This window comes from Ruegeria sp. AF3, assembly GCF_056536285.1.
The window spans coordinates 165,948-189,136 of record NZ_JBQFJM010000004.1; the positions used below are offsets into that span (position 1 = coordinate 165,948).

General features: G+C 57.2%; 22 protein-coding genes and 4 pseudogenes. 7 read left to right on the top strand and 19 right to left on the bottom strand.

Features of this window, described 5'->3' with window-relative positions; genetic code table 11:
- Nucleotides 1–8 precede the first annotated feature (8 nt).
- The 8 genes and pseudogenes from ACR3FC_RS21795 to ACR3FC_RS21830 all read right to left on the bottom strand — a co-directional run bounded on the left by ACR3FC_RS21795 (nt 9) and on the right by ACR3FC_RS21830 (nt 7,344).
- A complete protein-coding gene (locus ACR3FC_RS21795; RefSeq protein WP_480478625.1) occupies nt 9–932 on the bottom strand; it encodes an ABC transporter ATP-binding protein in 924 nt (307 codons plus the stop codon).
- On the bottom strand, nt 929–1,909 hold the full coding sequence (locus ACR3FC_RS21800; protein ID WP_480478419.1) for an ABC transporter ATP-binding protein: 981 nt from the start codon (nt 1,907–1,909) through the stop codon (nt 929–931). The genes ACR3FC_RS21795 and ACR3FC_RS21800 overlap by 4 nt, the downstream gene beginning before the upstream one ends.
- Complete coding sequence (locus tag ACR3FC_RS21805) at nt 1,906–2,142, bottom strand: hypothetical protein (protein WP_480478627.1); 237 nt, start codon at nt 2,140–2,142, stop codon at nt 1,906–1,908. The genes ACR3FC_RS21800 and ACR3FC_RS21805 overlap by 4 nt, the downstream gene beginning before the upstream one ends.
- Nucleotides 2,124–2,777, bottom strand: coding sequence for an ABC transporter permease (locus tag ACR3FC_RS21810; RefSeq protein WP_480478629.1), 654 nt, complete (start codon nt 2,775–2,777; stop codon nt 2,124–2,126). The genes ACR3FC_RS21805 and ACR3FC_RS21810 overlap by 19 nt, the downstream gene beginning before the upstream one ends.
- Nucleotides 2,774–3,710, bottom strand: a pseudogene (locus tag ACR3FC_RS21815) (ABC transporter permease). The gene ACR3FC_RS21810 and the pseudogene ACR3FC_RS21815 overlap by 4 nt, the downstream one beginning before the upstream one ends.
- A gap of 73 nt (nt 3,711–3,783) precedes the next feature.
- On the bottom strand, nt 3,784–4,695 hold the full coding sequence (locus ACR3FC_RS21820; RefSeq protein ID WP_480478631.1) for an ABC transporter substrate-binding protein: 912 nt from the start codon (nt 4,693–4,695) through the stop codon (nt 3,784–3,786).
- Nucleotides 4,595–5,344, bottom strand: coding sequence for an ABC transporter substrate-binding protein (locus ACR3FC_RS21825; RefSeq protein WP_480478633.1), 750 nt, complete (start codon nt 5,342–5,344; stop codon nt 4,595–4,597). The genes ACR3FC_RS21820 and ACR3FC_RS21825 overlap by 101 nt, the downstream gene beginning before the upstream one ends.
- Before the next feature lie 20 nt (nt 5,345–5,364).
- Entirely contained in the window at nt 5,365–7,344 is a 1,980-nt protein-coding gene (locus ACR3FC_RS21830) for a CocE/NonD family hydrolase (protein ID WP_480478653.1), read from the bottom strand.
- A 130-nt stretch (nt 7,345–7,474) separates the two neighbouring features.
- Here ACR3FC_RS21830 and ACR3FC_RS21835 point away from each other — a divergent pair, with 130 nt between their 5' ends.
- Both ACR3FC_RS21835 and ACR3FC_RS21840 read left to right on the top strand, forming a co-directional pair.
- Nucleotides 7,475–8,242, top strand: coding sequence for a helix-turn-helix transcriptional regulator (locus tag ACR3FC_RS21835; RefSeq protein WP_480478426.1), 768 nt, complete (start codon nt 7,475–7,477; stop codon nt 8,240–8,242).
- 385 nt (nt 8,243–8,627) lie between these two features.
- Complete coding sequence (locus ACR3FC_RS21840) at nt 8,628–9,422, top strand: SDR family oxidoreductase (protein WP_480478428.1); 795 nt, start codon at nt 8,628–8,630, stop codon at nt 9,420–9,422.
- A gap of 213 nt (nt 9,423–9,635) precedes the next feature.
- Here ACR3FC_RS21840 and ACR3FC_RS21845 read toward each other — a convergent pair whose 3' ends face one another.
- A complete protein-coding gene (locus tag ACR3FC_RS21845; RefSeq protein WP_480478430.1) occupies nt 9,636–10,088 on the bottom strand; it encodes a hypothetical protein in 453 nt (150 codons plus the stop codon).
- 230 nt (nt 10,089–10,318) lie between these two features.
- On the opposite strand from ACR3FC_RS21845, the gene ACR3FC_RS21850 reads away from it, so the two are divergent.
- Nucleotides 10,319–11,191: a LysR substrate-binding domain-containing protein gene (locus tag ACR3FC_RS21850; protein ID WP_480478635.1), complete on the top strand. Its 873-nt coding sequence runs from the start codon at nt 10,319–10,321 to the stop codon at nt 11,189–11,191.
- A 238-nt stretch (nt 11,192–11,429) separates the two neighbouring features.
- Here the strand turns inward: ACR3FC_RS21850 and ACR3FC_RS21855 are convergent, their stop codons facing one another.
- On the bottom strand, nt 11,430–12,386 hold the full coding sequence (locus ACR3FC_RS21855) for a nuclear transport factor 2 family protein (protein WP_480478637.1): 957 nt from the start codon (nt 12,384–12,386) through the stop codon (nt 11,430–11,432).
- A gap of 294 nt (nt 12,387–12,680) precedes the next feature.
- Here ACR3FC_RS21855 and ACR3FC_RS21860 point away from each other — a divergent pair, with 294 nt between their 5' ends.
- A complete protein-coding gene (locus ACR3FC_RS21860; RefSeq protein WP_480478436.1) occupies nt 12,681–13,298 on the top strand; it encodes a GNAT family N-acetyltransferase in 618 nt (205 codons plus the stop codon).
- Between the two features lie 372 nt (nt 13,299–13,670).
- On the opposite strand, the gene ACR3FC_RS21865 is transcribed toward ACR3FC_RS21860, so the two are convergent.
- The 5 genes from ACR3FC_RS21865 to ACR3FC_RS21885 are packed head-to-tail and all read right to left on the bottom strand — an operon-like array spanning nt 13,671 to nt 17,147.
- Nucleotides 13,671–14,729, bottom strand: a complete 1,059-nt coding sequence (locus ACR3FC_RS21865; RefSeq protein ID WP_480478639.1) for an ornithine cyclodeaminase — start codon at nt 14,727–14,729, stop codon at nt 13,671–13,673.
- 2 nt (nt 14,730–14,731) lie between these two features.
- Nucleotides 14,732–15,406 (bottom strand): type I glutamate--ammonia ligase, encoded by a 675-nt coding sequence (locus tag ACR3FC_RS21870; RefSeq protein ID WP_480478641.1) that lies wholly within the window; start codon nt 15,404–15,406, stop codon nt 14,732–14,734.
- A gap of 8 nt (nt 15,407–15,414) precedes the next feature.
- A complete protein-coding gene (locus ACR3FC_RS21875) occupies nt 15,415–16,044 on the bottom strand; it encodes a type I glutamate--ammonia ligase (protein WP_480478438.1) in 630 nt (209 codons plus the stop codon).
- Entirely contained in the window at nt 16,037–16,408 is a 372-nt protein-coding gene (locus ACR3FC_RS21880) for a MurR/RpiR family transcriptional regulator (RefSeq protein WP_480478440.1), read from the bottom strand. Before ACR3FC_RS21880 ends, ACR3FC_RS21875 begins: the two co-directional genes overlap by 8 nt.
- A gap of 28 nt (nt 16,409–16,436) precedes the next feature.
- The gene (locus ACR3FC_RS21885) at nt 16,437–17,147 is read right to left on the bottom strand and encodes an IS6 family transposase (protein WP_480478442.1); all 711 of its coding nucleotides are present in this window, start codon (nt 17,145–17,147) and stop codon (nt 16,437–16,439) included.
- A 23-nt stretch (nt 17,148–17,170) separates the two neighbouring features.
- Between ACR3FC_RS21885 and ACR3FC_RS21890 the strand changes: the two genes are divergently transcribed.
- Together ACR3FC_RS21890 and ACR3FC_RS21895 are read left to right on the top strand one after the other, a co-directional pair.
- Nucleotides 17,171–18,250: an efflux RND transporter permease subunit gene (locus ACR3FC_RS21890; RefSeq protein WP_480478444.1), complete on the top strand. Its 1,080-nt coding sequence runs from the start codon at nt 17,171–17,173 to the stop codon at nt 18,248–18,250.
- 2 nt (nt 18,251–18,252) lie between these two features.
- Nucleotides 18,253–18,423: a hypothetical protein gene (locus tag ACR3FC_RS21895; RefSeq protein ID WP_480478643.1), complete on the top strand. Its 171-nt coding sequence runs from the start codon at nt 18,253–18,255 to the stop codon at nt 18,421–18,423.
- 81 nt (nt 18,424–18,504) lie between these two features.
- Here the strand turns inward: ACR3FC_RS21895 and ACR3FC_RS21900 are convergent.
- Nucleotides 18,505–19,214: pseudogene (locus ACR3FC_RS21900) on the bottom strand (IS6 family transposase).
- On the bottom strand, nt 19,162–19,485 hold the full coding sequence (locus ACR3FC_RS21905; protein ID WP_480478645.1) for a type II toxin-antitoxin system CcdA family antitoxin: 324 nt from the start codon (nt 19,483–19,485) through the stop codon (nt 19,162–19,164). Before ACR3FC_RS21905 ends, ACR3FC_RS21900 begins: the two are co-directional and overlap by 53 nt.
- 427 nt (nt 19,486–19,912) lie before the next feature.
- Here ACR3FC_RS21905 and ACR3FC_RS21910 point away from each other — a divergent pair, with 427 nt between their 5' ends.
- A complete protein-coding gene (locus ACR3FC_RS21910; RefSeq protein ID WP_480478647.1) occupies nt 19,913–20,410 on the top strand; it encodes an MBL fold metallo-hydrolase in 498 nt (165 codons plus the stop codon).
- Between the two features lie 647 nt (nt 20,411–21,057).
- On the opposite strand, the pseudogene ACR3FC_RS21915 reads toward ACR3FC_RS21910, so the two are convergent.
- Together ACR3FC_RS21915 and ACR3FC_RS21920 are read right to left on the bottom strand one after the other, a co-directional pair.
- Nucleotides 21,058–22,298, bottom strand: a pseudogene (locus ACR3FC_RS21915) (MFS transporter).
- 75 nt (nt 22,299–22,373) lie between these two features.
- Nucleotides 22,374–23,189, bottom strand: a pseudogene (locus ACR3FC_RS21920) (aldehyde dehydrogenase family protein); the annotation flags it as partial.

Genomic DNA, 23,189 nt, shown 5'->3' on the forward strand with positions numbered 1-23,189 from the left:
GAGCCCAGTCAGGTCAATGGTGCAAGGCAGCGGAGGCCGTGACCCTCTGATACCTCCCAGCTTGGTGTCTGAGTGCAGACCTCTTGCGCGAAAGGACAACGCTCGCGGAACTCGCAACCGGATGGACGACGCAGTAGGCTTGGCGGTTCCCCCTTAAGCGCAATCCGTTCCAGCCGCGCGTCGGGGTCAGGTTCGGGGTTCGCGCTGAGAAGACAGCGGGTGTAGGGGTGGCGCGGATTTTCGAAAATGGCTTCGGTCGTTCCTTCCTCGACCAGGCGCCCCAGATACATGATCCCCATACGGTCGGCGACGTGACGCACAACGCTGAGGTTGTGGGTGATGATCACCATCGCCAGCCCCAGCTGTTCGCGCAGGTCATTGAGAAGGTTCAAGAGTTCGCCCTGAACGGACACGTCCAAACCTGCTGTGGGTTCGTCGGCAAGGATCAACTTGGGTTCCAGTGCAAGAGCCCGCGCCACGCCGACCCGGCGCGCCTGACCGCCAGACAGTTGATAAGGATAGCGGTTCGCAAAATGTGCGGGCAGGTTGACCATCTTCAGCAGTCGTTTGGCCTCTGATTGCAGGTCCCGGTCTTTCATACCTTGAATGCGATAGGGTTCGGTTACCAGATTGCCGATGGTCAGACGCGGCGACAGACTGCCGACCGGGTCCTGAAACATCATTGCGATGTCCTTGCGCAGCGGGCGCAGACGCTTCTCGGGCAAGCCGCGAATTTCCTGACCGTCGTATTTGACCGAACCGCCCTGCGCCGGGGCCAGCCCGGCAATCGCGCGGATGACCGTGGTCTTGCCCGAGCCACTTTCGCCGACCAGCGCATAGGTTTCCCCCGGAGCCACATCGAAACTGACTCCCGCCAGAACATTAACCGGACCATAGCTGGTTTGAAGATTATCGACAGATAGAAGGCTCATGCTGTGACCTCCTCTTGGTTCAGCCAACAGGCGGCAAGATGACCTTCGCCAAGCTTCTCGAGCGGAGGGACGTCTGCTGCGCATTTCGACATCGCCTGATCGCAGCGATCGCGGAAAATGCAGCCGCCGGGGAGATTGGCGAGATCGGGAACCTCGCCCGGGATCGTCGGCAAGACACGGGCGCGGGTCTTGATATGGCCCGGGTCGCATTCGATCAGGCGGCGGGTATAGGGGTGCTTCGGGTTGTGGAAAATTTCGCGCACATCGCCGCTTTCGACAACGGCACCCGCATACATCACCACCACCCGATCACAGAGTTCGGCGATCACACCCAGATGGTGCGAAATGAACATAATGGCACAGTGCATCTCTCGCTGAAGTTCTTGCAACCGCTCGATGATCTGCACTTCAAGCGTCGCATCGAGCGCCGTTGTGGGTTCGTCGGCGATCAGGAGATCGGGTTCTGACATCAATGCCATGGCAATGGCGATCCGCTGGCGCATGCCGCCGGAAAATTCATGCGGGAACTGGTTCAGCCGGGCCTCCGGATCGGGAATGCCAACTGCACCCAGCATTTGCGCGGCCTTCGCGCGCTTCTCGGCCTTGCCTGCAGACGACCGGTGCTGAATATCCATCATTTGCTGACCCACCGACAGGACCGGATTGTGCGTCTGCATCGGGTCTTGGAACACGATAGATATATCGTCACCGCGCAGATCACGCATTTGGCGCTCGTTAGCTTTCAAAAGGTCCTGCCCTTTGAAGCGCACCGCGCCCTGACGGAACCGCGTATTGGGCGCGGTCAGCCGCAGGATCGAGGAAATCAGCGTGGATTTCCCGCAGCCACTTTCGCCGACGATTCCCACGATTTCGCCCTTGCGGACATCGAAAGTGATATCCCGCAGGGCCTTTAGATCGCCACGCTCGGTTTCATAGTCGACGCTGAGGTGGTCGATTTCCAGTAATGTCTCGGTCATCGGTTCTTCCTCAGTTTGGGATCAACAACGTCGCGCAGGGACTCACCCAGGAATGTGAAGCCAAGGGTTGCGATGATGATCGGCAGGCCGCCTCCGACGACCAGCCAGGGTGTTTGACGAATCAGTGCATAGCCGTCTTTCAACAGCGCCCCCCAACTTGGAGTTGGTGGCTTCACGCCAAGGCCGAGAAACGACAATCCAGCCTCAAGAGCGATCACTGTGGGGATGTCCATGGCAGCCAGAACAGCCAGTACACCAATGATGTTGGGCAGCATATGCACACCCAGAATGCGCGCCATGCTGGCCCCATGGAGCGTTCGGCCAGGATGAACTCGGAGTTGCGCAAGGTCAGCGTCTGTGTCCGCGCAACCCGGCCATAGGTCGGGATCGAGGTCGCCATGACCACAAAGACCACCGTTTGTAGGCTGGGGCCGACAAGCGCGACAACCGCCAGCGCGAACATCACGGTCGGGAATGACCGGATAGTGTCAAAGAGCAGCATTAACAGGTTGTCAAGCCATTTGGGCCCGTAGCCAGCGATCATGCCCAGTGTCAGGCCGATCACCATGGCACCAAAAACGGCTGGCAGGGCGACCTTGAGGGCCACTTGCCCCCCCATGATGACACGGCTGAAGGTGTCGCGGCCCAACTGATCGGTGCCCAGCCAATGGGCGGCTGACGGGCCCTGCATGCGGGCCTGAATGTCCATTGCAATCGGGTCGTAGGGAACGATCCATGCGGCGAAGATCGCGCTGAAGACGATGGCACCGACGATGATCAACCCCATCAGGCCAAGCGGGTTCTTGGCAACTCCAGTAAGGATGATCCCAAGTTCGGAGCGGGATTTTTCGATTGCAGCATCGGTCATGTCGAAGTCCTCGCACGTGGGTCCAGCCAGGCGTTGATCAGGTCAGCAAGGGAGGTCGAGACCACGAAAAGGCCCGTTGAAATCAGGACTGAGCCCATCACGATCGGGTAGTTGCGTGTTGTGATGCTGTCGATCACCAGCTTGCCAAGGCCCGGGCGGGCAAAGACGATTTCGGCAAAAACGGCGGCACTCAGCAGGAACCCCATCCCCACGCCGATGACGGTGACAACCGGCAGGATGGCGATCCGCAGGGCATAGACCATGACGATCCGCCGTTCGGCCAGTCCAAAGGCACGCGCTGTGCGGATGTGGTTTTCGCCCAGAACTTCAAGCATTGAGGCACGCACGAGCCGCGCGATATATCCAACCCAGCTAAGCCCGATGGCAAAAGCGGGCAGCACCAGATGGTCCAGCCTGTCCACGAATCCGTCGCCCACACCAATAGCCGGAAACCATTGAAGCTGAACCGCGAAAAGCAAAAGCGACAACAAGGCCACAACAAAGGCTGGAGCGGCCACAAAACTGACCGACAACACCGCGACACAGCGGTCAATCAGGTGTTGGGGTGGGCTGCCGCGTAGGCCCCCAGGCCGATGCCCAAGGCGGCTGACCAAATAATTGAGGCGAAGATCAGCTCCAGCGTAAAGGGCAGCTGCTGGAACACGATCTGCGTAACCGAGCGGCCCGAGAAGACATCCGTGCCAAGATCACCCTGCAGCATATTGCCGTAGAAGATCACCAGTTGCCGCCAGATCGGCTGATCCAACGCCAGCTCTGCCGTCAGGCGCGCCTGCAATTCCGGCGTCGCGCGGGGCCCAGCATGATCTGCACCGGATCGCCCGGCACCGCGCGGATCATCAGGAACATCAAAGTTACGGCCACAAGCAGGATCAGCGCTGCCAGCGCGAACCGCCTCAGGGCAAAGCTCAGCATAAATCTTTCCTTTCCCGAACTGGGAGTTTACGTGCGGCCACCCGAAGGCAGCCGCACGTCCAGGCGTGGGAGGTCACGCCTTGCCGAAGTACCGGAGCAGCGAAAGTCCATCCGGGCGCAGAGCAGGAACCACGCGCGAGGAATGCACAATCGGCGTCGCCTCATGAGTGATGAAACGATAGGCGCCGCTTTCTTCCATCAGGTCCTGCGCGCGCTGGTACATCTCGGCCCGTTTCGCTGTGTCTGTCTCGGCCGATGCCGCCGCGTGGAGCTTGTCGAATTCTTCGTTGCGGAAGCGTTCCCAGTTCCAGATGCCTGCTTGTTCGGTGGTGAACCAAGCCGTCGCATAGGACGGATCGGGTGCCATCGAGAAGCGGTTCAGAACAAGTTGCAAATCTTCGTTGTCTCCACTGGCCCAGAAGGCGCCGGATTCAAGCACATTGATTTCCAGTGTGATACCGATCTGTGCCAGCATCGCCTGAATGACCTGCGCCATCGTGGTGTAGGTCGTCTTGTTCAGGATATCGAGCGACAGCGTGACGTTCGTTTCACCGGACTCTGCCAGCAGCGCCATGGCCTTTTCGATATTGGCCTGTGGTGCCACCATGCCTTCGGCCCGGTTCCCCGCCAGACCCGGCGCGATGATGCCGGTCGAAGGTTCGGCCGCCCCGAAGTAGGAAGCCTCCAGGATCGTCGGCACATCGATGGCGTGCTGAATGGCCTGGCGCAGCTTTTGGTTCTGCAGTTTCGGGTGATCCAGGTTCATCCCCAGCCAGACGTAGAATAGCGATGGGTTCTCGACGAGGGTGCCGCCATTTGGGACGCTATCGCGATAGCGTGCCACAGAGCCGAGAGAGACCCGGGTGAGGTCAAGCTCGCCCGCCTCAAAGGCGATCTCGGCGGTGTTTTCGTCGTCGATCGGATAAATCTCGATCGTATCCCAAGCTGGTGCGTCGCCTTTCCAATCGGGGTTGCGTTGCAGCACCGTCTTTCCTGGGGCTCCAGCTTACGCGCAGGTAGGGGCCACTTTCGGCGACGGGATCAGAGCCGATACGGCCGCCGGCCGCTTCGACGGCAGCCTTCGAGACGATGTTGCCTGTGATATAAGGCAAAGCAATCGACCAGAGCGGCGCAAAAGGTTCGTTCAGAACGATTGTGCCTTCGCGTTCGCCAGTCACGTCGACATGGCTGAGCGGTCCCATATCCGGCTTGTTCGGGCTTTCGGTGGCGTCCGCCACGATGCGTTCAAAGCTGAACTTCACGTCCTCGGCGGTCATCGCACCATGGCCGTTGGTAAAGCCGATATCATCACGCAGGGCGAACTTGATGTGGGTCGGGTCGACCTGTTCGATCATTGTGGCGGCATCCAGTTGCCAGCCCCACTCGGAGCCAGGCTTGTACTGGATCAGCTTGTTGTAGATCGCGGCATGGATTTCTTCCTCCACGACGCCGACGCTGTGCGCAGGGTCCATGTTTGGTGCGTCACCATAAGATCGCACGCGCAAAACACCATCGCCCTGGGCGAATGCGCGCCCGGCCCAGCCCATCGGTAGAGAGGCCGCCGCGCCGAGTGCGGTCGCCCCTTTCAGAAAGTTGCGGCGCCCTGTGGGTGCCTTCATCCATTCGATTTTCATAAGTCGTCTCCTTTGGATGGTTAGAGAAGCCCGCGAGGAACGGTGCGCGACCATTCCTTCGTCAGGACTTCGGTTTGATCAGGCCCTTCGGTGGCCCGTAGTTCGCGGTGAAGGTAGAAATTGCTCTCGTCGCAGGACATGTGCGATCGGGTTTCGATCCGAACTTCCCATGCGTCCCGTTTGAAGTGAAAGTTCCATTTCGCACTGAACCTCGCAGAAGCGGGATCTTCTGGATGAATGGCATAGTGCATGGTGACGTCGCTGCCGCTAATAAGCCCATGATAGGGGTCACGCGTCATGCCGAAATCATCGAACGTATCAAGCGTCGTGCGACCCTTATCGTCCGTACCTCGCTGTACCGAACTCGACGGTTCGCGCAGTACATCCGCATTGAGCACGGGAAAGCTGTCAGGCGGTCCCGGATTGGCGGGCTGGGGTTCGAGTCCGACGCGGCGCTCGGGGATAACCAGTTCGCAACCTTCGGTCTCAAGCGCAATCGCGGCTGATTTGGGCGAAGGCCAGACAATCGGCCAGTAGGAGGTTGAAAGTGCCAATCGCAGGCGATGTCCGGGTGCCAACTGATGCGCACAGGCGTTCAACGCGAACTCCACATCGTAGAGCTCGCCTGGCACCAAAGCTTCTGGGGCCTCGTGACTGTTGTGGTGCGTCAGGTTGAACGGTCGATAAGTGATGCGTTGCGACGTACCATCGGGCGCTACATCGCACAGCCGCGCAACAATTTGCGCAACCGGCTGGTCAATGCGGAACGCCAGTTTCAAACGCGGACGTCCGACGATTTCCAGCGGCGCCTGAAGTTGAAGGTCCAAACAGATGGATTGCCCGTCGTCATCTCTCTGATCGCCGGGCAATTCGTTGTCGATCCGCATACCCGGGCAGAAATACCCGCTGGCGGTCCCGACGTCTGCGGGGCTTGAGATGACGATCGTTCCGGATACAGGATTGGTGCCAAGGACGCCGTTGCCCAAATAGTACGAGCGATCTCGAACATTTTTCGACGGCCAGTTTTCTTCAGCAATCCACCGCCCTTTGCGCGGCTTGTTTTTGCTGGACGGATCGTCATGCTCCTGCACGAATGTCCTGAAATCAGGCAGCGTTTCGGCCCCGTTAAGCTCGCCTTTAAGCCAACGGTCGAACCAACCGATGATCTCCGAGTGGGCATCTGCGGCCTCGATCTTCGAGATATGCGGATAGCGATGCTCCCACGGTCCGATCAGGGCCTTGGTCGGTGATTTCAGGTTTTCCACCAAAGTCAGCGGTGTGTTGATGTAGGCGTCCGCCCAACCGGTGATCGCCAGAACGGGGACATCGATCCGTGACCAGTTTTCGCAAACAGATCCGTGTTTCCAGAAGTCATCGCGGTTCGGATGCGCCAGCCAGTCCGCCGCAAGGTCCGGCAAGCTCTCCAGCCGGGAGATCCAATCTTCGCGCCAGTCAGCGCGCAAACCAGGGTCGGCAGGTCGAGACAGATAGGCGAACATCTGCGCCGCCCAGTTGGCGTTGTCGCTTAACAAGCAGCCGCCCATGAAATGGATGTCGTCGGCATACCGGTCGGTCGTCGAGGCAATGCTGACGACGGCCTTTAACTCGGGCGCACAGCGATAGGCCAACTGCAATCCGTTGAAACCGCCCCAGCTGATCCCGATCATGCCAATGTTGCCGTCGCACCAATCCTGTTCCGCAATCCATGTCAAAACAGCTTCGCCGTCGGACAATTCCTGCTCTGAGTATTCATCGTCAAAACGGCCTTCGCTGTCACCCGTCCCGGCGATGTCGACGCGCACGCAGGCGTAGCCATTCGCCGCGAAAACCCGATGGGTCGTTTCATCGCGCGGCGCAGTGCCGTCACGTTTGCGGTAGGGCAGGTATTCAAGAATTGCCGGCGCGGGTTCTTTAACATCGGGAAGCCAGATCCGGGCGGCCAGTCGCCGTCCGTCTGGCAGAACGATCCATTCGTTCTCAATTGTGTTGATACCGTCCAGCACGTTTCCCACCACAAGCAGTTTGCAGGCACATCGTGGCGCGGACTAATTTGTATACCAAGTAAGCGACTTTACACATATGTACGCAAGTGTAAGCATATCAGTTAACAATTGCGAAGGTTCTTGCAGGATGTCGGAAAATTTCTCAAATAACCTGCGGTCGCTTTGCGCGGACTACGGCAGTATCGCCCAAGTTTGCCGCGACATTGGCCTGAACCGGCAACAGTTCAATCGCTATCTGAACGGTAGTGGCATGCCATCTGCCCACAATCTGCGGCGCATCGCGCAGCACTTTGACGTCAGCGAAGAGGATCTGGAGGCCGACCCGGCGGCCTTTGCGGCAAAACGCACCCGCATGCAGAACCCGATCAGAAAAGGGCCGGCGCGGCTTCTTTCCAGCATATTTCAGAACCAGGCCGGGCCACTCCGCCGTTACCTCGGCTTCTACCATGGGCATTTCGTGACACCCACCTGGGAAGACAGAATCATGCGTACGCTGATCTGGCTGCGTGAAGAAGACGGCTACATCGTGTCACACACTTTCGAGCGTGCGCTGAGCGACGACGAAAGCATCGTTCAGAAGACCAGGTATTCAGGACTCGCGGCCTACAGGGGAAATCGGATTTATCTGCTGGAAAGCGCAAATAGCGAGGACGGCTTTCTCTCTGAGTCGATCCTCTTTCCCGCACACCGCCAACAGATCAGGTACCTGAACGGTATGACGATGGGCGTTGCCACGAGACCGCGAATGGCGCCTTACGCCTCGACCACAATCTGGAAGAGAATGTCCGAGAGAACTTCGATCCGCGAGGCGCTGAAGCAGACAGGGATTTTTTCTTTTCAAGACACGAGGATCGACGTGATTGTGCGAAAGCTACTGATGGACGCCCGATCCTGACAGCCGGCGACGCGGTTACAGCGAGGATTGCTTACGCAGCGAATGGCAGCAATGCGGGCTGCAACCGCAGCATCCGGGCCTGTCGGTGAAAGGCTGGTAAGGGCCGTCCCTGTTTGGGTTTGTGGTTCTCGATGGGTAGAATGCTGCAACTGACCCAATGACCGCGAAGATCCCATAATGAACGATGCTGCAAAGTCTATGAACGGCTGCTGCTATCAGCTTGATCATTGGGGTGCCGCTTTCTATTATGTAATTATCCGAAGAAGAGGAGAGAACTACGATGGACAAACGGCACCGGTAACCCGGAAACCCGCCTACTAGGCGGAACTGCGCCTCGGGCGACCAACGCTCGGACTCCATCGAATTCATACCTTACGGAGCTTTCATGCCCAGATTAAAGAAAAAGACAGCCCTCATAACTGGGGGTGCCCGCGGCATTGGTGCCGCCATCGCAAGCGCCTTCCGCGACGAAGGTGCCGACGTCATCCTGACAGATATCGACGCTAAGACCGGGCAGGCCATGGCCGACCAGATCGGTGCAACTTTCGCGCGCCTTGATGTGGCTTCCGAAGCGGCGTGGAATACGGTTGCAGAACGCTTTCCCGCCCTTGACGTTCTGGTGAACAACGCTGGTATCACAGGGTTTGAAGGGCCGTTCGACGGTGCGCCACCTGCTCATGATCCCGAAAATGCTGCTTTGGCTGACTGGCGGAAGGTCCATACGGTGAACACCGATGGCACATTTCTCGGCTGCCGTTATGCGATCCGAGCTATGCGCGCGAAGGGTGCAGGCAGCATCGTGAACATCTCATCCCGTTCCGGTCTCGTCGGCATCCCGATGGCCGCTGCCTACGCGGCCTCGAAAGCCGCTATACGCAACCACACGAAGTCAGTCGCGCTTTACTGCGCCGCGCAAGGGCTGAACATCCGGTGTAACTCTATCCATCCAGCGGCAATCATGACGCCGATGTGGGAACCAATGCTAGGCAACGGTCCGGACAGGGCTGAACGCGAAGCTGCAATGGTGGCAGACACACCCATGCGGCGGTTTGGCGAAGCGAAAGAGGTTGCAGCCCTTGCCGTGCTGCTCGCTTCAGACGAGGCGGCCTACATGACCGGAACAGAACTAACGATTGATGGCGGCATCCTCGCGGGTACTGCTGCAACACCCGGCGATTGATTATAAGGCGGGGCGGGCGATCTTTCGTCCGTTCCCGTGCCTATATTGGGGACATTGCCTCAATCGCAGCGAAATCACGGTTTGTCCGCGCTGCCGCCATCTGAGCTCAAAAGAGCCCCGCTGCGTTGCCGCAGGTCCAGTTTGAGCCCATTCCACCGACTGCCAGGGGTGGGTAGCCATCGGTAGTGACAACCTACAGCAATCGTTCTGAAATCAGTTTCCCGCGTTTGCCTTGTCGCGGTTCCACCAACGATTGGGATTGGAATTATGCGGGTCGTAGCTGGCGCGGCTGGCCCAACAATCCTTGATGAAAATCAAAGGCTCTTCGTAATGATGCACATCGCGTATTGCATCCAGAACGCGCCCAAGCGTTTCGGGGTTCTGCTCGACCGAAATAACGACAAGGACGCTTGGGAAAGTTTGAACCTTATTGGCGGCTCCCAGATGCACGGCACTGGTTGAGTTTTCTTCCGGCAAGTAAGTCTCGCTGCCGATAGCGCTGACAAATGCATTGCGCTTGTACCGGCCATAGATCAGTGGATCGACCTCCATCACGTTGTCGATGATCTTGTCCGCATCTTCAGGTGTCGCCTGAATCTCGATCTGCCATACGCGTTCCACTGTGCCTGTTCGTGTCTTGAGTTTGCTGATGTCGATGCTTTGCATTTTCCTTGTCCGTTATCTTCTTTATGCCATGGCCTCTCGGGCCTGATGATGAACGCCAGTCACAACCTGAAGCCGAATTGTGCGGCGGTGATATGCGTGTTGCCACGAAGATCGTTTGTGCGATCAAACCAAGCATTGAGCGGGCCTCCTTCGGCGACAGTAGGCTTGCGTTGATTATTTCGGAAACGAATAATATTGCTAAGCGTGATGAGATATGGAAATCTTACTTCATGAAGCGTGATCTCGAAATCGACCTGCTGCGATCCTTCGTCGCCGTCGCGGCGCATCGAAACTTCACGCATGCTGCAAAGGCCATTGGGCGCACGCAATCAGCTGTCAGCCTTCAGATCAAACGGCTTGAAACCATCGTGGAGAAATGCCTCTTTGAGCGGAGCCGTCAGTCCGTGTCGATCACACAGACCGGCGAAGCGCTGCTGGTCTATGCAAATCGCATTCTGGCCGCGAACGATGCTGCGCTGTCACATCTGCAACGCCCCGAGGCGGAAGGATTGATCAGGATCGGCGCGCCTGATGACTACGCGACTTTCCTGCTGCCTCCGATTCTGTCCGCTCTGGCGAAAGCGCATCCCCGATTGCAGTTCGAGGTGACATGCGACAATGCCTGCGATCTGCTGCTTTTATTGACGAAGGGACATCTGGATGTGGTCGTTGCGACGCATCGTCCAGATGCGGTCGCTGGACAGGTCGCGAGGCATGAACCGCTTCATTGGGTTGCCTCTCCTAATTTCATTGACGATCACGATCAACCTCTTTCGCTCGTTCTCTTCCCATCTGGTTGTGTGTGCAGGGAAATCGCCTTAGACGTATTGAAGCGCATCGACCGCCAATGGCGCATTGCATATTCCACGCGCAGCATAGGGTTGATCGAGAAAGCCCTTCTTGACGGATCGTCGGTTTCCGTGATGGAGGCCTCTGTCATACCACCTGTTCTCAGGATCATTGACGGACAGGCAGGTTTGCCCTCGCTGCACGAGGTGGTGATATCCGTTCACCAATCGAACACCTGCGAAGCGCACGTGGCACTCGCGGCCGACTTTCTGGTAGAAAAACTGGGAAGGGCTCCTCTGCGAGCCGTTTCATGACACGGGCCTGACAGCAGCGCTGAATTGAGACCGGACATTGGAATCTCCGGCCTGTGTGGCAGATTCGTCCCGCTTATTAGAAGTCGGAAGCAGCGGTGGCGAATGGCCGCTGCTTGGCCGGAGCGGTCGTCCAGGCCCTTAAGCGGACTTCGCCACGCGGTCCCGTTTTATCGAAGGGCTTAACGCCAGTTCAGCTTAAAAATTGTATGTTCACCGTCCAGCCCTTTGAGCGGAACTGTTATCTGGTCGGCAAACGGAAACTCGGTGATCCGCCCACCATGATCCGAGTCGCATCCGAGACGAGGATATCACTGGGTGCGGCGAGGGCCGCGATCCGTGCGGCCTTGTTGACTACGGTCCCAAAGTGATCGGCATCAGAAGTAATCACTTCGCCGGTATGCAGGCCAATGCGGATTTGTAATTTTGGCTCTTTCGGTTCAGCTGAGTTTTTCTGTTGGATGTTCTGAGCCGCCAACAGGGCTGCCCTTGCGGAGGCGAAGGACGACATCACGCCGTCACCCAGTGACTTCACCAAGCGCCCACCACTTTCGACGATCTGGGTCACGACCAGTCGTAGATGTCTACCAACGGCCTCGCTCCAAAGTGAATCGCCTATCGCTTGAGCAATTGTCGTACTGTCAGCGATATCCGTGAACATGATGGTCGCTATGCCGCTTTGGCCGAGTTCGTATGGTGTAGAGAGGGCGGCATCGAGTAGCTCTTCAAAACCCCTTGCCTCGTAGCCGAATCCTTCGACGTTGTTGACGGGGATAGAATTGTGAACATGCACGATCTTCCAAGAGCCCTTGTCGAGCTTCAGAATGACGGTGGAGCGCAGTCGTGCGGACTGTCCGGTTTCGATCCCGTCGATTGTTGCCTCCCACTCCACCCACCCGAGTGATCCGCACTCAAATCCGCGAATTTCTTGTGGATCCCAATGGAAGCGTGGGACTTCACCGATATACTGCTCCATACCGCGACGCAGTGCATCGCCCCTCCACGACTCGCCTTGGGCCGAACCAAAGTACGACAAGGCGGCATCATCGGAGAACAGATGCACCACGGTTTCGCCATCACCTCGGCCGTAGGATTTGATCCAGCGTTCAACAATGGCTGCAAGTTCTGGCGAAGGTCGTATCGTATCCGTCATGTGAGCGACAATAAGAGCTTCGTGTCCTAGCGCATAGAGTTCCATGGACGGAACTTTCTTGCTAGCGCCATCCTATTTGGTCGCAGATGTGCTTGCTGCCAACGGAGGCTTTGTCCGCGATCTGTGAGTTTATGAACCATGCGGTGAATGTCCGCACCTAGCGGTTCGCAACGCGCTGCACATGCAAGGGCGCAAAGGGTGAGCAAGGGCAACTGTGGGCTCACTCGACCATTCGAGGCAATTCGCGGAGAAAGTCGGCAGAGAGCCCGGAGCAGTCATCCTTCGTTGCTTAAGCAGGAAAATAAATTGCGCGTTTGACAACAAGTGTTTGCGGCCCTCATGCTAAAACTTGAAAATCGAGGTGGAACGACCAAAGGTAATTCCATGTTTAGATCATCAACCCGAAGTGAAGCAGAAAGTTTGTTAAGCGGACTTGCTCTTGGATTTTCTGCGGACCCATTCATGCGTTGGCTGTATCCTGAACCTGCCGATTTCCTTACCCACTTCCCGCGAGTAATGGACTTCTTTGGAGGGCGTGCATTTGAACAGGGCAGCGCGTTTCGAAACGACGATTTCACCGCTGGCGCACTTTGGCTTCCGCCAGGCATTTACCCCGATGAAGAACGGCTTGTCGCCTGTTTTGAGCAGACGGTCTCACCAGAAAAGCATAATGCGTTGTTCGAAACCTTTGGGCAGATGGACAATTATCATCCGGATGAGGACTGCTGGCATTTAGCTTTTATTGCGGTCGATCCATTTCGCCAAGGAAAAGGGTTGGGGTCCGCCTTGCTTGAATGCTGCCTCAAACGCTGTGACGAAGATGGAAGACCTGCTTACTTAGAGTCGACAAACCCTACAAATCTATCGCTGTATAAGCGCTATGGTTTTCAAGAGATGGGTCTAATCAAAGCCGACCAAGCCCCACCCCTGTTTCCGATGTTTCGAGCCGCCCAATAGCGATAGATCAAACGGCTGCATTGTCCGCTCTGCCGTCATTGCCCTATCGGAAATGCTGCGCGATGCACGAACGGCAGGTCTGGGGAAGCTGCCCTGCGGCGACGCTCGATCTAGCCAATGTCCGGTGAGGGCCGTCCCTGTTTGGGTTTGTGGTTCTCGATGGGTAGAATGCTGCAACTGACCCAATGACCGCGAAGAGCCCTTTTTGCCGAATGCTGCAGGCTGCACGAGCGACGACAATGCACGGATAGCCGACCTTGGACTTATGGAAGGCTTTCCTGCCCCGGCACGATCATGTGCCAAGGCCACGGTCGATATTAAGACGCTTCGAATCAGGCAGAGGCTCAATGGTAAGCGTGATGGGCTACTCCCTCAGGCGCTTCGGGCGCGTTCGCGTTCGATCATGCCAAACAGGTCGCGTGGATCGTCTGGGTCTGCAATCATGTCGAGATGTTGCCATTTATCTGTCTTCGCGATCTTGTCACGAAGCCAGCGCAGAGCGGAAAAATCCTCGATCGCAAAGCCGACGCCGTCAAACAATGTGATTTGACGATCATCTGTGCGGCCATCGCTGGTACCTGTCATGACCTGCCACAGTTCCCTGACCGGATGGTCGTCTTCCAGCTGCTGGATTTCACCTTCGATACGGGTCTGCGGCGGGTATTCAACGAAGATATCTGAGCGCAGCAGGATGTCTTTGTGCAGCTCAGTCTTGCCAGGGCCGTCGCCGCCGATGGCGTTGATATGGACGCCCGCGCCGACCATATTGTCGGTCAGGATAGTTGCATATTGCTTGTCGGCGGTACAGGTGGTGATCACATCCGCGCCCATCACCGCTTCTTCCGGGGTCGTGCATGCGGTGATGCTCATGCCTGCAGCTTGCAGGTTTGCGATGCATTTCTCTGTTGCAGCAGGATCTGTGTCGTAAAGGCGCAGATTCCCTATCCCGCAAATGGATTTCAATGCCAACGCCTGGAACTCGGATTGCGCACCATTGCCGACCATTGCCAGTGTCTTGGAGTCCTTGCGGGCAAGGTATTTGGTCGCGACGGCAGAGGTAGCAGCGGTGCGCATTGCGGTCAGGATCGTCATTTCAGTCAGCAAGACCGGATAACCGGTATCAACCGAGGCCATCAGTCCAAAAGCGGTGACCGTTTGCATCCCGCCTTTCATGTTCTTCGGGTGGCCGTTCACATACTTGAAACCGTAATCGATGCCGTCGGACGTCGGCATCAGCTCAATCACTCCCTCATCGGAATGGGACGCAACGCGCGGGGTTTTGTCAAACGAGGGCCAACGGCGGAAATCCTCTTCGATATAAGCTGCGATTTCGACCATGCAGGTCTCGACGCCGATCTCGAGGATCAGACGTATCATGTTCTCGACGCTCACAAAGGGGACGAGAGACAGGTTGGCGTTGGGATTATTCATAATCAGTAAACTTCCTCGTATGCCAAGCAGCGAGCGCTGGTGTCCTTGTCTTTCAGATAGGCTATTTCACCCCGCTTATGCGCCACGTAGACAGTGGCAAAGTCAGCCGGGAACCAGCCACAAACGGTTTCATTGCCTTCAAACCGTTGCAAGGCGGCTTCAAGCGTTTCGGGCAGGCGCACGTAGCCGCGCTGCTCAAGCTCATCCGTGGACAAAACGGACAGGTCTTCTTCGGTGACCTTTGGCGCGGGCAATGCGTCTTCGATGCCCTGAGCCCCCGCATGGATGATCGCAGCGAATGCCAGATGGGGCGAGGCGGCGGCGTCGGCGGCGCGGTATTCGAAATTGTACTGGCGGGCGATGCTGGAAGGGTCGGTCGCGGTCACAGGGCAGATCCGCACAGAGGCTTCGCGGTCACGAAAACCCAGATTGTTGTAGGCCGCAGACCAGCGATGCGGAGTCAGGCGAAGGTAAGACACATCAGACGGGGCGGTCAGGGCGATGATGCTGTCGAGATATTTCAACACGCCCGCGATGAAGGAAGCGGTGATCTTTGACATGCCCGCGACGCCGTTTTCATCATATGTGGCCGGCGCACCGCTTTCATCCAGAAAGCTAATGTGAATGTGCACGCCATTGCCGACGCCATCTGGGTCGCGGATCGGCGTGAATGTCACCTGTTCATTCAGGCGTTTCGCGTCATCCGTGTGACTTCGCGCAGGATCACGGCCTGATCGGCAGACCGGTGATCAGGGGCCGGATCGTTTGTCACTTCGTATTGATTGGCACCATATTCCTTCATGAAAGTGTCCGAGGCCAATCCACTTGCATCAAGTGCTGCCATCAGCGTCTCGCCAAACACGCGGCGTTCGGCAGAACCGCTGTGGCCGTAGGCCTCACCGGGTTGGGCGCCGCCCGTTTTGAACTGGAATTCATGCTCAAAGGCCGAGACGAGGCTAACCCCGCCTGCGGCCTTCAGCCGGTCCAGAGCTGCCTTCAGAAGGCTACGGGTGCAGAAGTCCCAGGGCTTGCCGTCAAGATCGGCAATGTCGCCCAAAATGAATTGTTCAACCGGTCCACCGTCTTCGAAATCCAGCTCCACACCGGCTTCCTCGTCTGGGATCAACAGCAAATCACCCAACGCCCCAAAGGGGCTTTCGGCAATTGCATCGAAGCAGGTGATCATGACATTCGTCGGGGTCCAGCCCACGCCCTTTTTCGAGCGCTTCTCCAAATCAGAAACCGGGAAGGCCTTGCCGCGTACTTTGCTAGCAACATCCGAGGTCGCCGCAAAGATCAGGGGGGTCTTAATCATCTTCATTATCTCCAAAATCCAGCCGCACGGAATCCCATTCTTCGATGCGTTTTTTTGTTTGATCCCAGTTTTTGTCAGCGATGCGGGTCAACAGAGCCTCTAACAATGCCAAGGCACCGGCATAGCTGTCCCAAAGGGTGCTGCTATCAATTGGGGCTGCCAAAACTTCGCTTGCGTGGGCGGAAATTGGCGACAGCCACTCATCTGTCATCAAGACAACCTGTACATTGCGCGCTTGAGTAGCCTTTTGTGCAAGCGCGCAAAGATTGTTTTGGTAGCGGCGAAAATCGACGATGAACAAGACGTCACGTGACCGCATCCGCAGCAGATACTCTGGCCAGGGGATTGCCAACTTATTCTGCACTGATTGCAAAAGTCTGATGCGGATACGATCACGCGGTCATGTCAAGTGCGTAGCTCCGCCACTGATCGAAGGCATCTGATCTGGCGTGGCGGTAAGAGATGGCGGTAAGACGGTAGCGGCGGGGACGGAAGATCGTGTTGATCTGGTCATAGGCGGAGAGGAAGCGCTGCGCCTGCCTGCCCGACTTGAACCGGCCCATAAGCTTCTCTCGCTTCCGGGTTGGTCGGTGCGAGCCCTCAATACGATTATTCAGGCCCTTGTGAGCCCGGTGATCTGCGTCAGGAGCCAGCTGACGGATCGGCTTGATGTAACTGCGTAATTTGTCTGTGACGATAACGCGGGGCTGGCCAAACCGGGCGGTCAACTGTTTCAGAAACCGCTTGGCCGCCTTGGCGTTTCGCCTTGGTTGGACCAGAATGTCGAGCACATCGCCGTTCCCGTCCACGGCCCGCCATAACCACATCTTGACGCCGTTGATCGGGACGACGACTTCATCGAGGTGCCATTTGTCTGCCGCTGCGGGCCGGTCACGCTTGATACAATGTGCGAAATGCCGACCAAACCGGTTGACCCATTTGCGTATGGTCTCACGGCTGACCATCACATTCCGCTCGGCGAGCAGATCTTCAACATCAGCGGCACTGAGTGCGAACCGATGGTATGCCCAAACGGCGTAGGCGACGACTTCACGGGGAAAACGGTAGCCCTTCAGGCGTGGCATCTCAGCTGGTATATTCATGGAGACCGGCTAAACAGCCTCAGGTGCGACTGCAAGTTGGCAATCCCCTTGGTGCAACTGCGGCGGGGTTCGTCACAACCGCCAACGCCGACCCCCGGTTGTCGGGCGTTTACACGACATTCTCTGCGCAGTCGCCAAAACTGAATCTCGACCTCGATCGTAAAAGGCTTCAGACGCTTGGCGTGAATGTCGACGACCTGTTCCGGGCCATGCAGGTCACTTTGGGCGGGTATCACGTGAATGACATGAACCTGTTCGGTCGGACGTGGCAGGTCAACTTACAAGCAGATGAGAAATACCGGGCCAATGTCGGAGATATTGCTCGCATTCATGTCCGAAATCACGACGGAGATATGGTGCCAGTGCGCGCCGTGGCGAAGGTAGAGCTCATTCTGGGTCCGCAATTGCTCGCCCGCTACAATAATTTTCAGGCCGTCACCATAAACGGTGGACCGTCTCCGGGCGTATCAATGGGCGAGGCCATCGCGGCGATGGAAGAAATTGCAGCCCAAACTCTGCCAGAAGGCTACAGCTACGATTGGACCGGAACCGCGCAGCAAGAGATTGAGGCCGCCGGAAAGACACCTGTTGTTCTGGGGCTTGCTTTGCTATTCGCATATCTCTTCCTTGTTGCGCTTTACGAGAGTTGGACGATACCGCTTGCGGTCCTTTACTCGGTCACGTTTGCGGTGTGCGGCGCGTTGGGTGCGCTGCTGTTGCTGGGTCTCCAGAACAACCTATACGCCCAGATCGGATTGGTGGTCCTGATAGCGCTTGCCGCCAAGAATGCAATTTTGATCGTCGAATTCGCAATGGATCGGTACCGGCAAGGTCAGAACGCCGTGGATGCAGCTATTCAGGGCGCCCGTGCGCGGTTCCGAGCGGTCATGATGACCAGCTTTGCATTTATTGCAGGGCTATACCCGCTGATTGTGGCCGACGGTGCCTCTATGCTCGCTCGCAGAGGTGTAGGTACGCCGGTTTTCGGAGGGATGATTGCAGCTGCCCTTGTTGGCATATTTGTCATCCCGTCCCTTTACATCATCGCGCAGCGGTTCAGGGAAAAAGTGCACGGCAAAACACCAAATCTCACAGGAGAATGATCATGAGCCTGCTGGTACAATACACTCTCAAATTAGAAAGCGATCGCGAAGCACAGACCGTCGCAATGAAGGCATTGGTTGACGGTTTGAAATCAGAAGGCATCGATGGCCTGCACTATTCGTGTTTTTCCACAGAAGACCCGTTACGTTTTTGGCGTATTGGAGTTTCCTAATGACACGACGAAACAAGCATTTCTGAATTCGGTATTGCCAAGTTGTTGCCGGCCGATTGTGAAGCATTGGAAAAAGTAGGGTTATGCTGCCATTTCGGCGGTGTAAGCGGCCCAGAGACTGAACGCATCGTTGCGGGCATGGCGGTAAGAGATGGCGGTGAGTTGATAGCGGCGGGGACGGTATATCAGGTTGATCTGGTCATGCGCGGACAGAAACCTCTGAGCTTGTCGGTGTGACTTGAACCGACCAAACAACTTCTCCCGCTTACGGGTCATTCTGTGCGAAACTTCGATCGCATTATTCAACCCTTTGTGGGCCCGGTGGTCGGCCTGTGGTGCCAAGGTGCTGACGGGCTTGATGTAGCTGCGCAACTTGTCTGTGATCACGACCCTTGGCTCACCAAACTGAGCGACCAATCTTTTGAAAAACCGCTTGGCCGCCTTTGCATTTCGCCGCGTTTGCACGAGGATATCGAGAACGTCGCCGTTCGCGTCGATGGCCCGCCACAACCAGTGCTTCTTGCCGCGGATTGTGATGACAACCACGTCCATGTGCCATTTGTCGTTTGGCTTAGGGCGATCGCGCCGGATGCAGGCGGCAAAATGCGCGCCGAACCGATTAACCCAGAGCCGAATGGTTTCTCGGCTCACGATGACACCCGTTCCGCTAAGAGATCTTCGACATCCGCAGTGCTCAAGGCAAACCGATGGTATGCCCAAACCGCGTAGGCAATGACCTCACGAGGGTAGCGAAAGCCCTTCAGGCGCGGCATGCTGGATGGAATGTTCATTCATTGCATTTAGTCGTCGTCGAAATGCCAGACAACTTGGCAATACCCTTTCGAGCGCCGTGGCATTCTCGGCCCGCCATTGGTCTTCGCGTGCCCGGATAACCGCTGCGCGCACGCCTTCTTCCGCGCGGGATAGATTCACGTTGAGGGCCTTGGCATCCGATAGCAGATCGCTGTCGAGCGTCAGGTTGGTGGCTTTTCTAATCGGTGAAAAGGGCATGATGATCTCCTTAGGTAATGAGTATGCCCAGAAGATATGTGCGTCAAGCATGCGCATTTAAAATGCGCATAAGCATGGTTATGTAAATACGTTTGCTGTTGGAAGCCTATAGCTGGGGCGCAGATAATGCATCACGCAAGTGGTCCGTAATTCCATAGCTGAGCCCGCGCCCAATCCAGTTCGTGAGTGCGGACCATTGGCGTGCGATCTCCTGAGGGAGTGTCCTGTCGAGGGTATGGTCGAACAAATCCAGCCATGCCGAGAAGTGCTCGGGCCTGACGTCATGGGCCGTAGCTCAAGTGGCGCTGAACGCGACCCGATCCCGCTCTTCAACGAAGTTGGAACCTAACAGGGCGCTGGACGGTATCGGAAAAACAGGCGAGCTTAAAAACGTCTGAATTCACGCCTGGGATTTGTTGACGCAGAGAACAAATAATAGTGGAAATGACCCATATCATCCTGATTGGATTGCAGGACCGTGACAGCAAAACTTCCCGTGGCCGGTGTCTGGTATGGCATCGAACCTCACAAGGCCGGCGTCATTCGACTTCAAGAGGTGCATATTCATCCTTACTGGAGCGGCTCGATATGGCTTTTGCGCGGTGTAAATCGCGATTTGGTGATTGACAGCGGAACGGGGATCGTGCCGCCGCCAGTCGTCAATGCGATATCTTCCAGGCCGGTCCTGGCTATCGCGTTAAGCAGCTACTACGACCACATTGGAGGAATGTACGCCTTTGAGGCGCGTGCCTGCCACCGGCTTGAGGCCGATGCGATGCAAAACCCGAAAGATACATGGCGCCCCTTTGTCGATGCCAATGCCTTTAGTGCGCTTCCTTACGAAAATTTCCGAGTTGAGGACTATTCTGTCCGCCCCACGACGCCAACCGAAACGTTTGAAGACGGGGATGTGATAGAATTGGGTGATCGACAGATTGAAGTCATTCATGTCCCCGGGCGCACAAAGGAAGCATAGCACTATGGGAAGCCGAAACCGGTATCTTGTTCGGTGGCGAAACTTTGTTTCTGGACCCGGAATGCCGTAATTTCCCCCCGTTGGATGTTTCGGCGTATGAGGCCAGCCTTCGGCGTCTCGCAACATTACCTGTGCAAACTGTATTTGGAGGCCATTACGCAGACATCAGTGCCGCGCAGTTTCGCACCCTGGTAGGTAAGGAAATTGGCCGATACAGACAGCCTGATGCCACGGCAGATGTCTGAATTGCGATGCCTGGAAAATGCTACGAAAATTGCGATCGTAAAACATGGAACAGTTCCGAGCATGTAGCCATCGCATGGCTTTGCTCTTGAGCGCATCGGGCGCGGTCTCCGCCAAAACCGCTTGTCGAAGATACTGTAACAATCCCGATCGGGCGCCGGTCTCGCGAAATCCGGCCTGTTCAACCACCGGTCTGCGATGCAGGAAGAGCGTGGACCTGCGCGGCTATTAGGTTTTGCGGTCAGGCAAAGCACTTTTCGCTGGGACCTTCATTGGGAACCGTCGGCTCCGATACTGAGGCAACGATTCCCGAACCCGCAGCGCTTCTTTGCCCGCGCCATGCTACGAACGGGCCTCGGCACCAGCCGCGCCGCGAAGCCGTGATTTCAGGATGGCAATCGCGATCAGCCCGATAACGCCCGATGCCGCGATGAAACCAAATACATCTCATACACGGCAAGCCCGGTGTAGCGCTCGGCAAAGTAGCCGTTGATCTTGGGCAGGTAGATGTCCGGCGTATAGGCGATCAACGAGATCAGACCGATAGCAAGGCCGGTCACACGCGGCGGGATCTTGCTGCGTTCCAGCGTCGCCCAGTAGAGACCGCGTGTGGCATATGTCATCACCCCGACCAGGAGCACAACAAAGAGCAGGATGAAGCTGCTTGCGGTGGCTGGCAGGAACAGCAGGGCCACAAGCCCCAGAATGCTCAGCGAAATAGAGATCGCTAGCACGTTCTCACGGCCGAACCTGTCACCGAGAAAACCCGCACCCAACCCGCCAATCGGGCGCATCCAGAGCTTTGCCACCGTGATGAAGGCGGCCGCGCTGGCGGTCAGGGTATATTTCTCCTGCAGGAAGGCCGAGAAGGAATAGGTCGCCCAGAACAGCTGATAACCGCTAAGGATGATGATAGCGATCAGCCACAATTCGGGCTCCGATACGAGCAGTTTGAAATCCGACAGCAGATTGCCTTCGGTTCCGCCTTTCCGGTCGGGGCCTCGCCCTTCTGGCGCAGGAACAACAGGCAGAGGAGGCCAACAGCAAAGCAGTTGTAGACATAGAGCATGATCACCGAAGGCAGGGTCGCGTTGGCGGTCAGACCCTTTACGTCGACATAGTAGCTGAACAGCGCGACGGCCGCGGTCGCCAGAACCGCCTCGACCAGACCGCGCATGCCCTCGAGCCCGCCGAAGAAGCGGCCCTGTTCATCGGACCGTGCGACCAGCCTGACGCCTTTCAGGAGCGCCGCCCAGAAGGTCAGGCCCGAAGAGATACCCCAGCCGAGGAAAATCCAGTAGAGCGCGGATTTGTCGGGGATACCGGCATACCAAAGGCCGAGCGCCCCGGTCAGTGCCATCGAGAAGGTTAGCAGAATCCGTGGCGACACCCGGTCCGCCAGCCAGCCGCTGGGCAGGTAGGTGATCACGAACATGGTTCCCAGCATCGAATAGTAAGTGCCAAGCTCGGAAACGGTGATCTGAAAGGTATCCAGGATCGTCGTTTCGAAGTTCTGACGCAGATAGATCAGCGGATAGATGGAACCCGCCGCCAGCAGCAGTATGAAGAACTGAAAGTAGCGCTGGAAACTGGACAGTCCAGGCTGTGCGTCATCGCGCGATGACACAGAACTGAGTGTAGTCATTTTGGTTGTCTCCTCCCCATCCCGGGGTTACATAAGTGTAGGAAAGGTCTTGTACGTGACCCGCTGAGCCTGCAGTCAGGACTCAGCAAGGATCGGGCGGCGCACCTTGAGTTCCTGGAAGTCCTCAAGGCCGAATACGCCACCCTCGCGGCCGTTACCCGACTGCTTGTAACCGCCGAAGGGCGAGCCGTAGTTCACCGCCTGCCCGTTCACGGTGATGGTTCCCGCGCGCAGGGCGTCGGCGACGCGTTCGGCGCGGGTGGCATCTCCGGTCTGCACATAGGCCGCCAGCCCGAATTCGCTGTCATTGGCGATGGCGATAGCCTCTTCTTCCGTGTCGAAGGGAATGATCACTAGGACCGGGCCGAAGATTTCTTCGCGCGCGATGCGCATCTCGTTGGTCACATCGGCAAAGATCGTGGGCCGGACGTACCAGCCTTCCTCCAGCCCCTCAGGCTTGCCGGGGCCTCCGGCCAGCAGGCGGGCGCCTTCATCCGTTCCAACCCGGATCATCGCCTGAACACGGTCATATTGCATCCCGTCGAAGAGCGGGCCGATGTGATCGCCTTCCACCGCCGGGTTGCCAACCTTCTGGCCGGCGGCGGCGCGGGCCGCGATCTCGAGCACGCGGTCGTAACAGCTGCGTTCCACAAGCATGCGCGTGGGCGCGTTACAGGACTGGCCGGTGTTGTGGAAGCAGCCCGGACAGAGTTGGTCACGCAGGTCTCCAGATCGGCGTCGGCGAAGACCAGGTTGGGGGACTTGCCGCCCAGTTCCAGCGTGACCCGCTTGACGGTATCGGCTGCGTCCTTGGCGACCAGGATGCCGGCCCGGGTGGAACCGGTAAAGGACATCATCGCAATATCGGGGTGACGTGACAGGGCCGCTCCG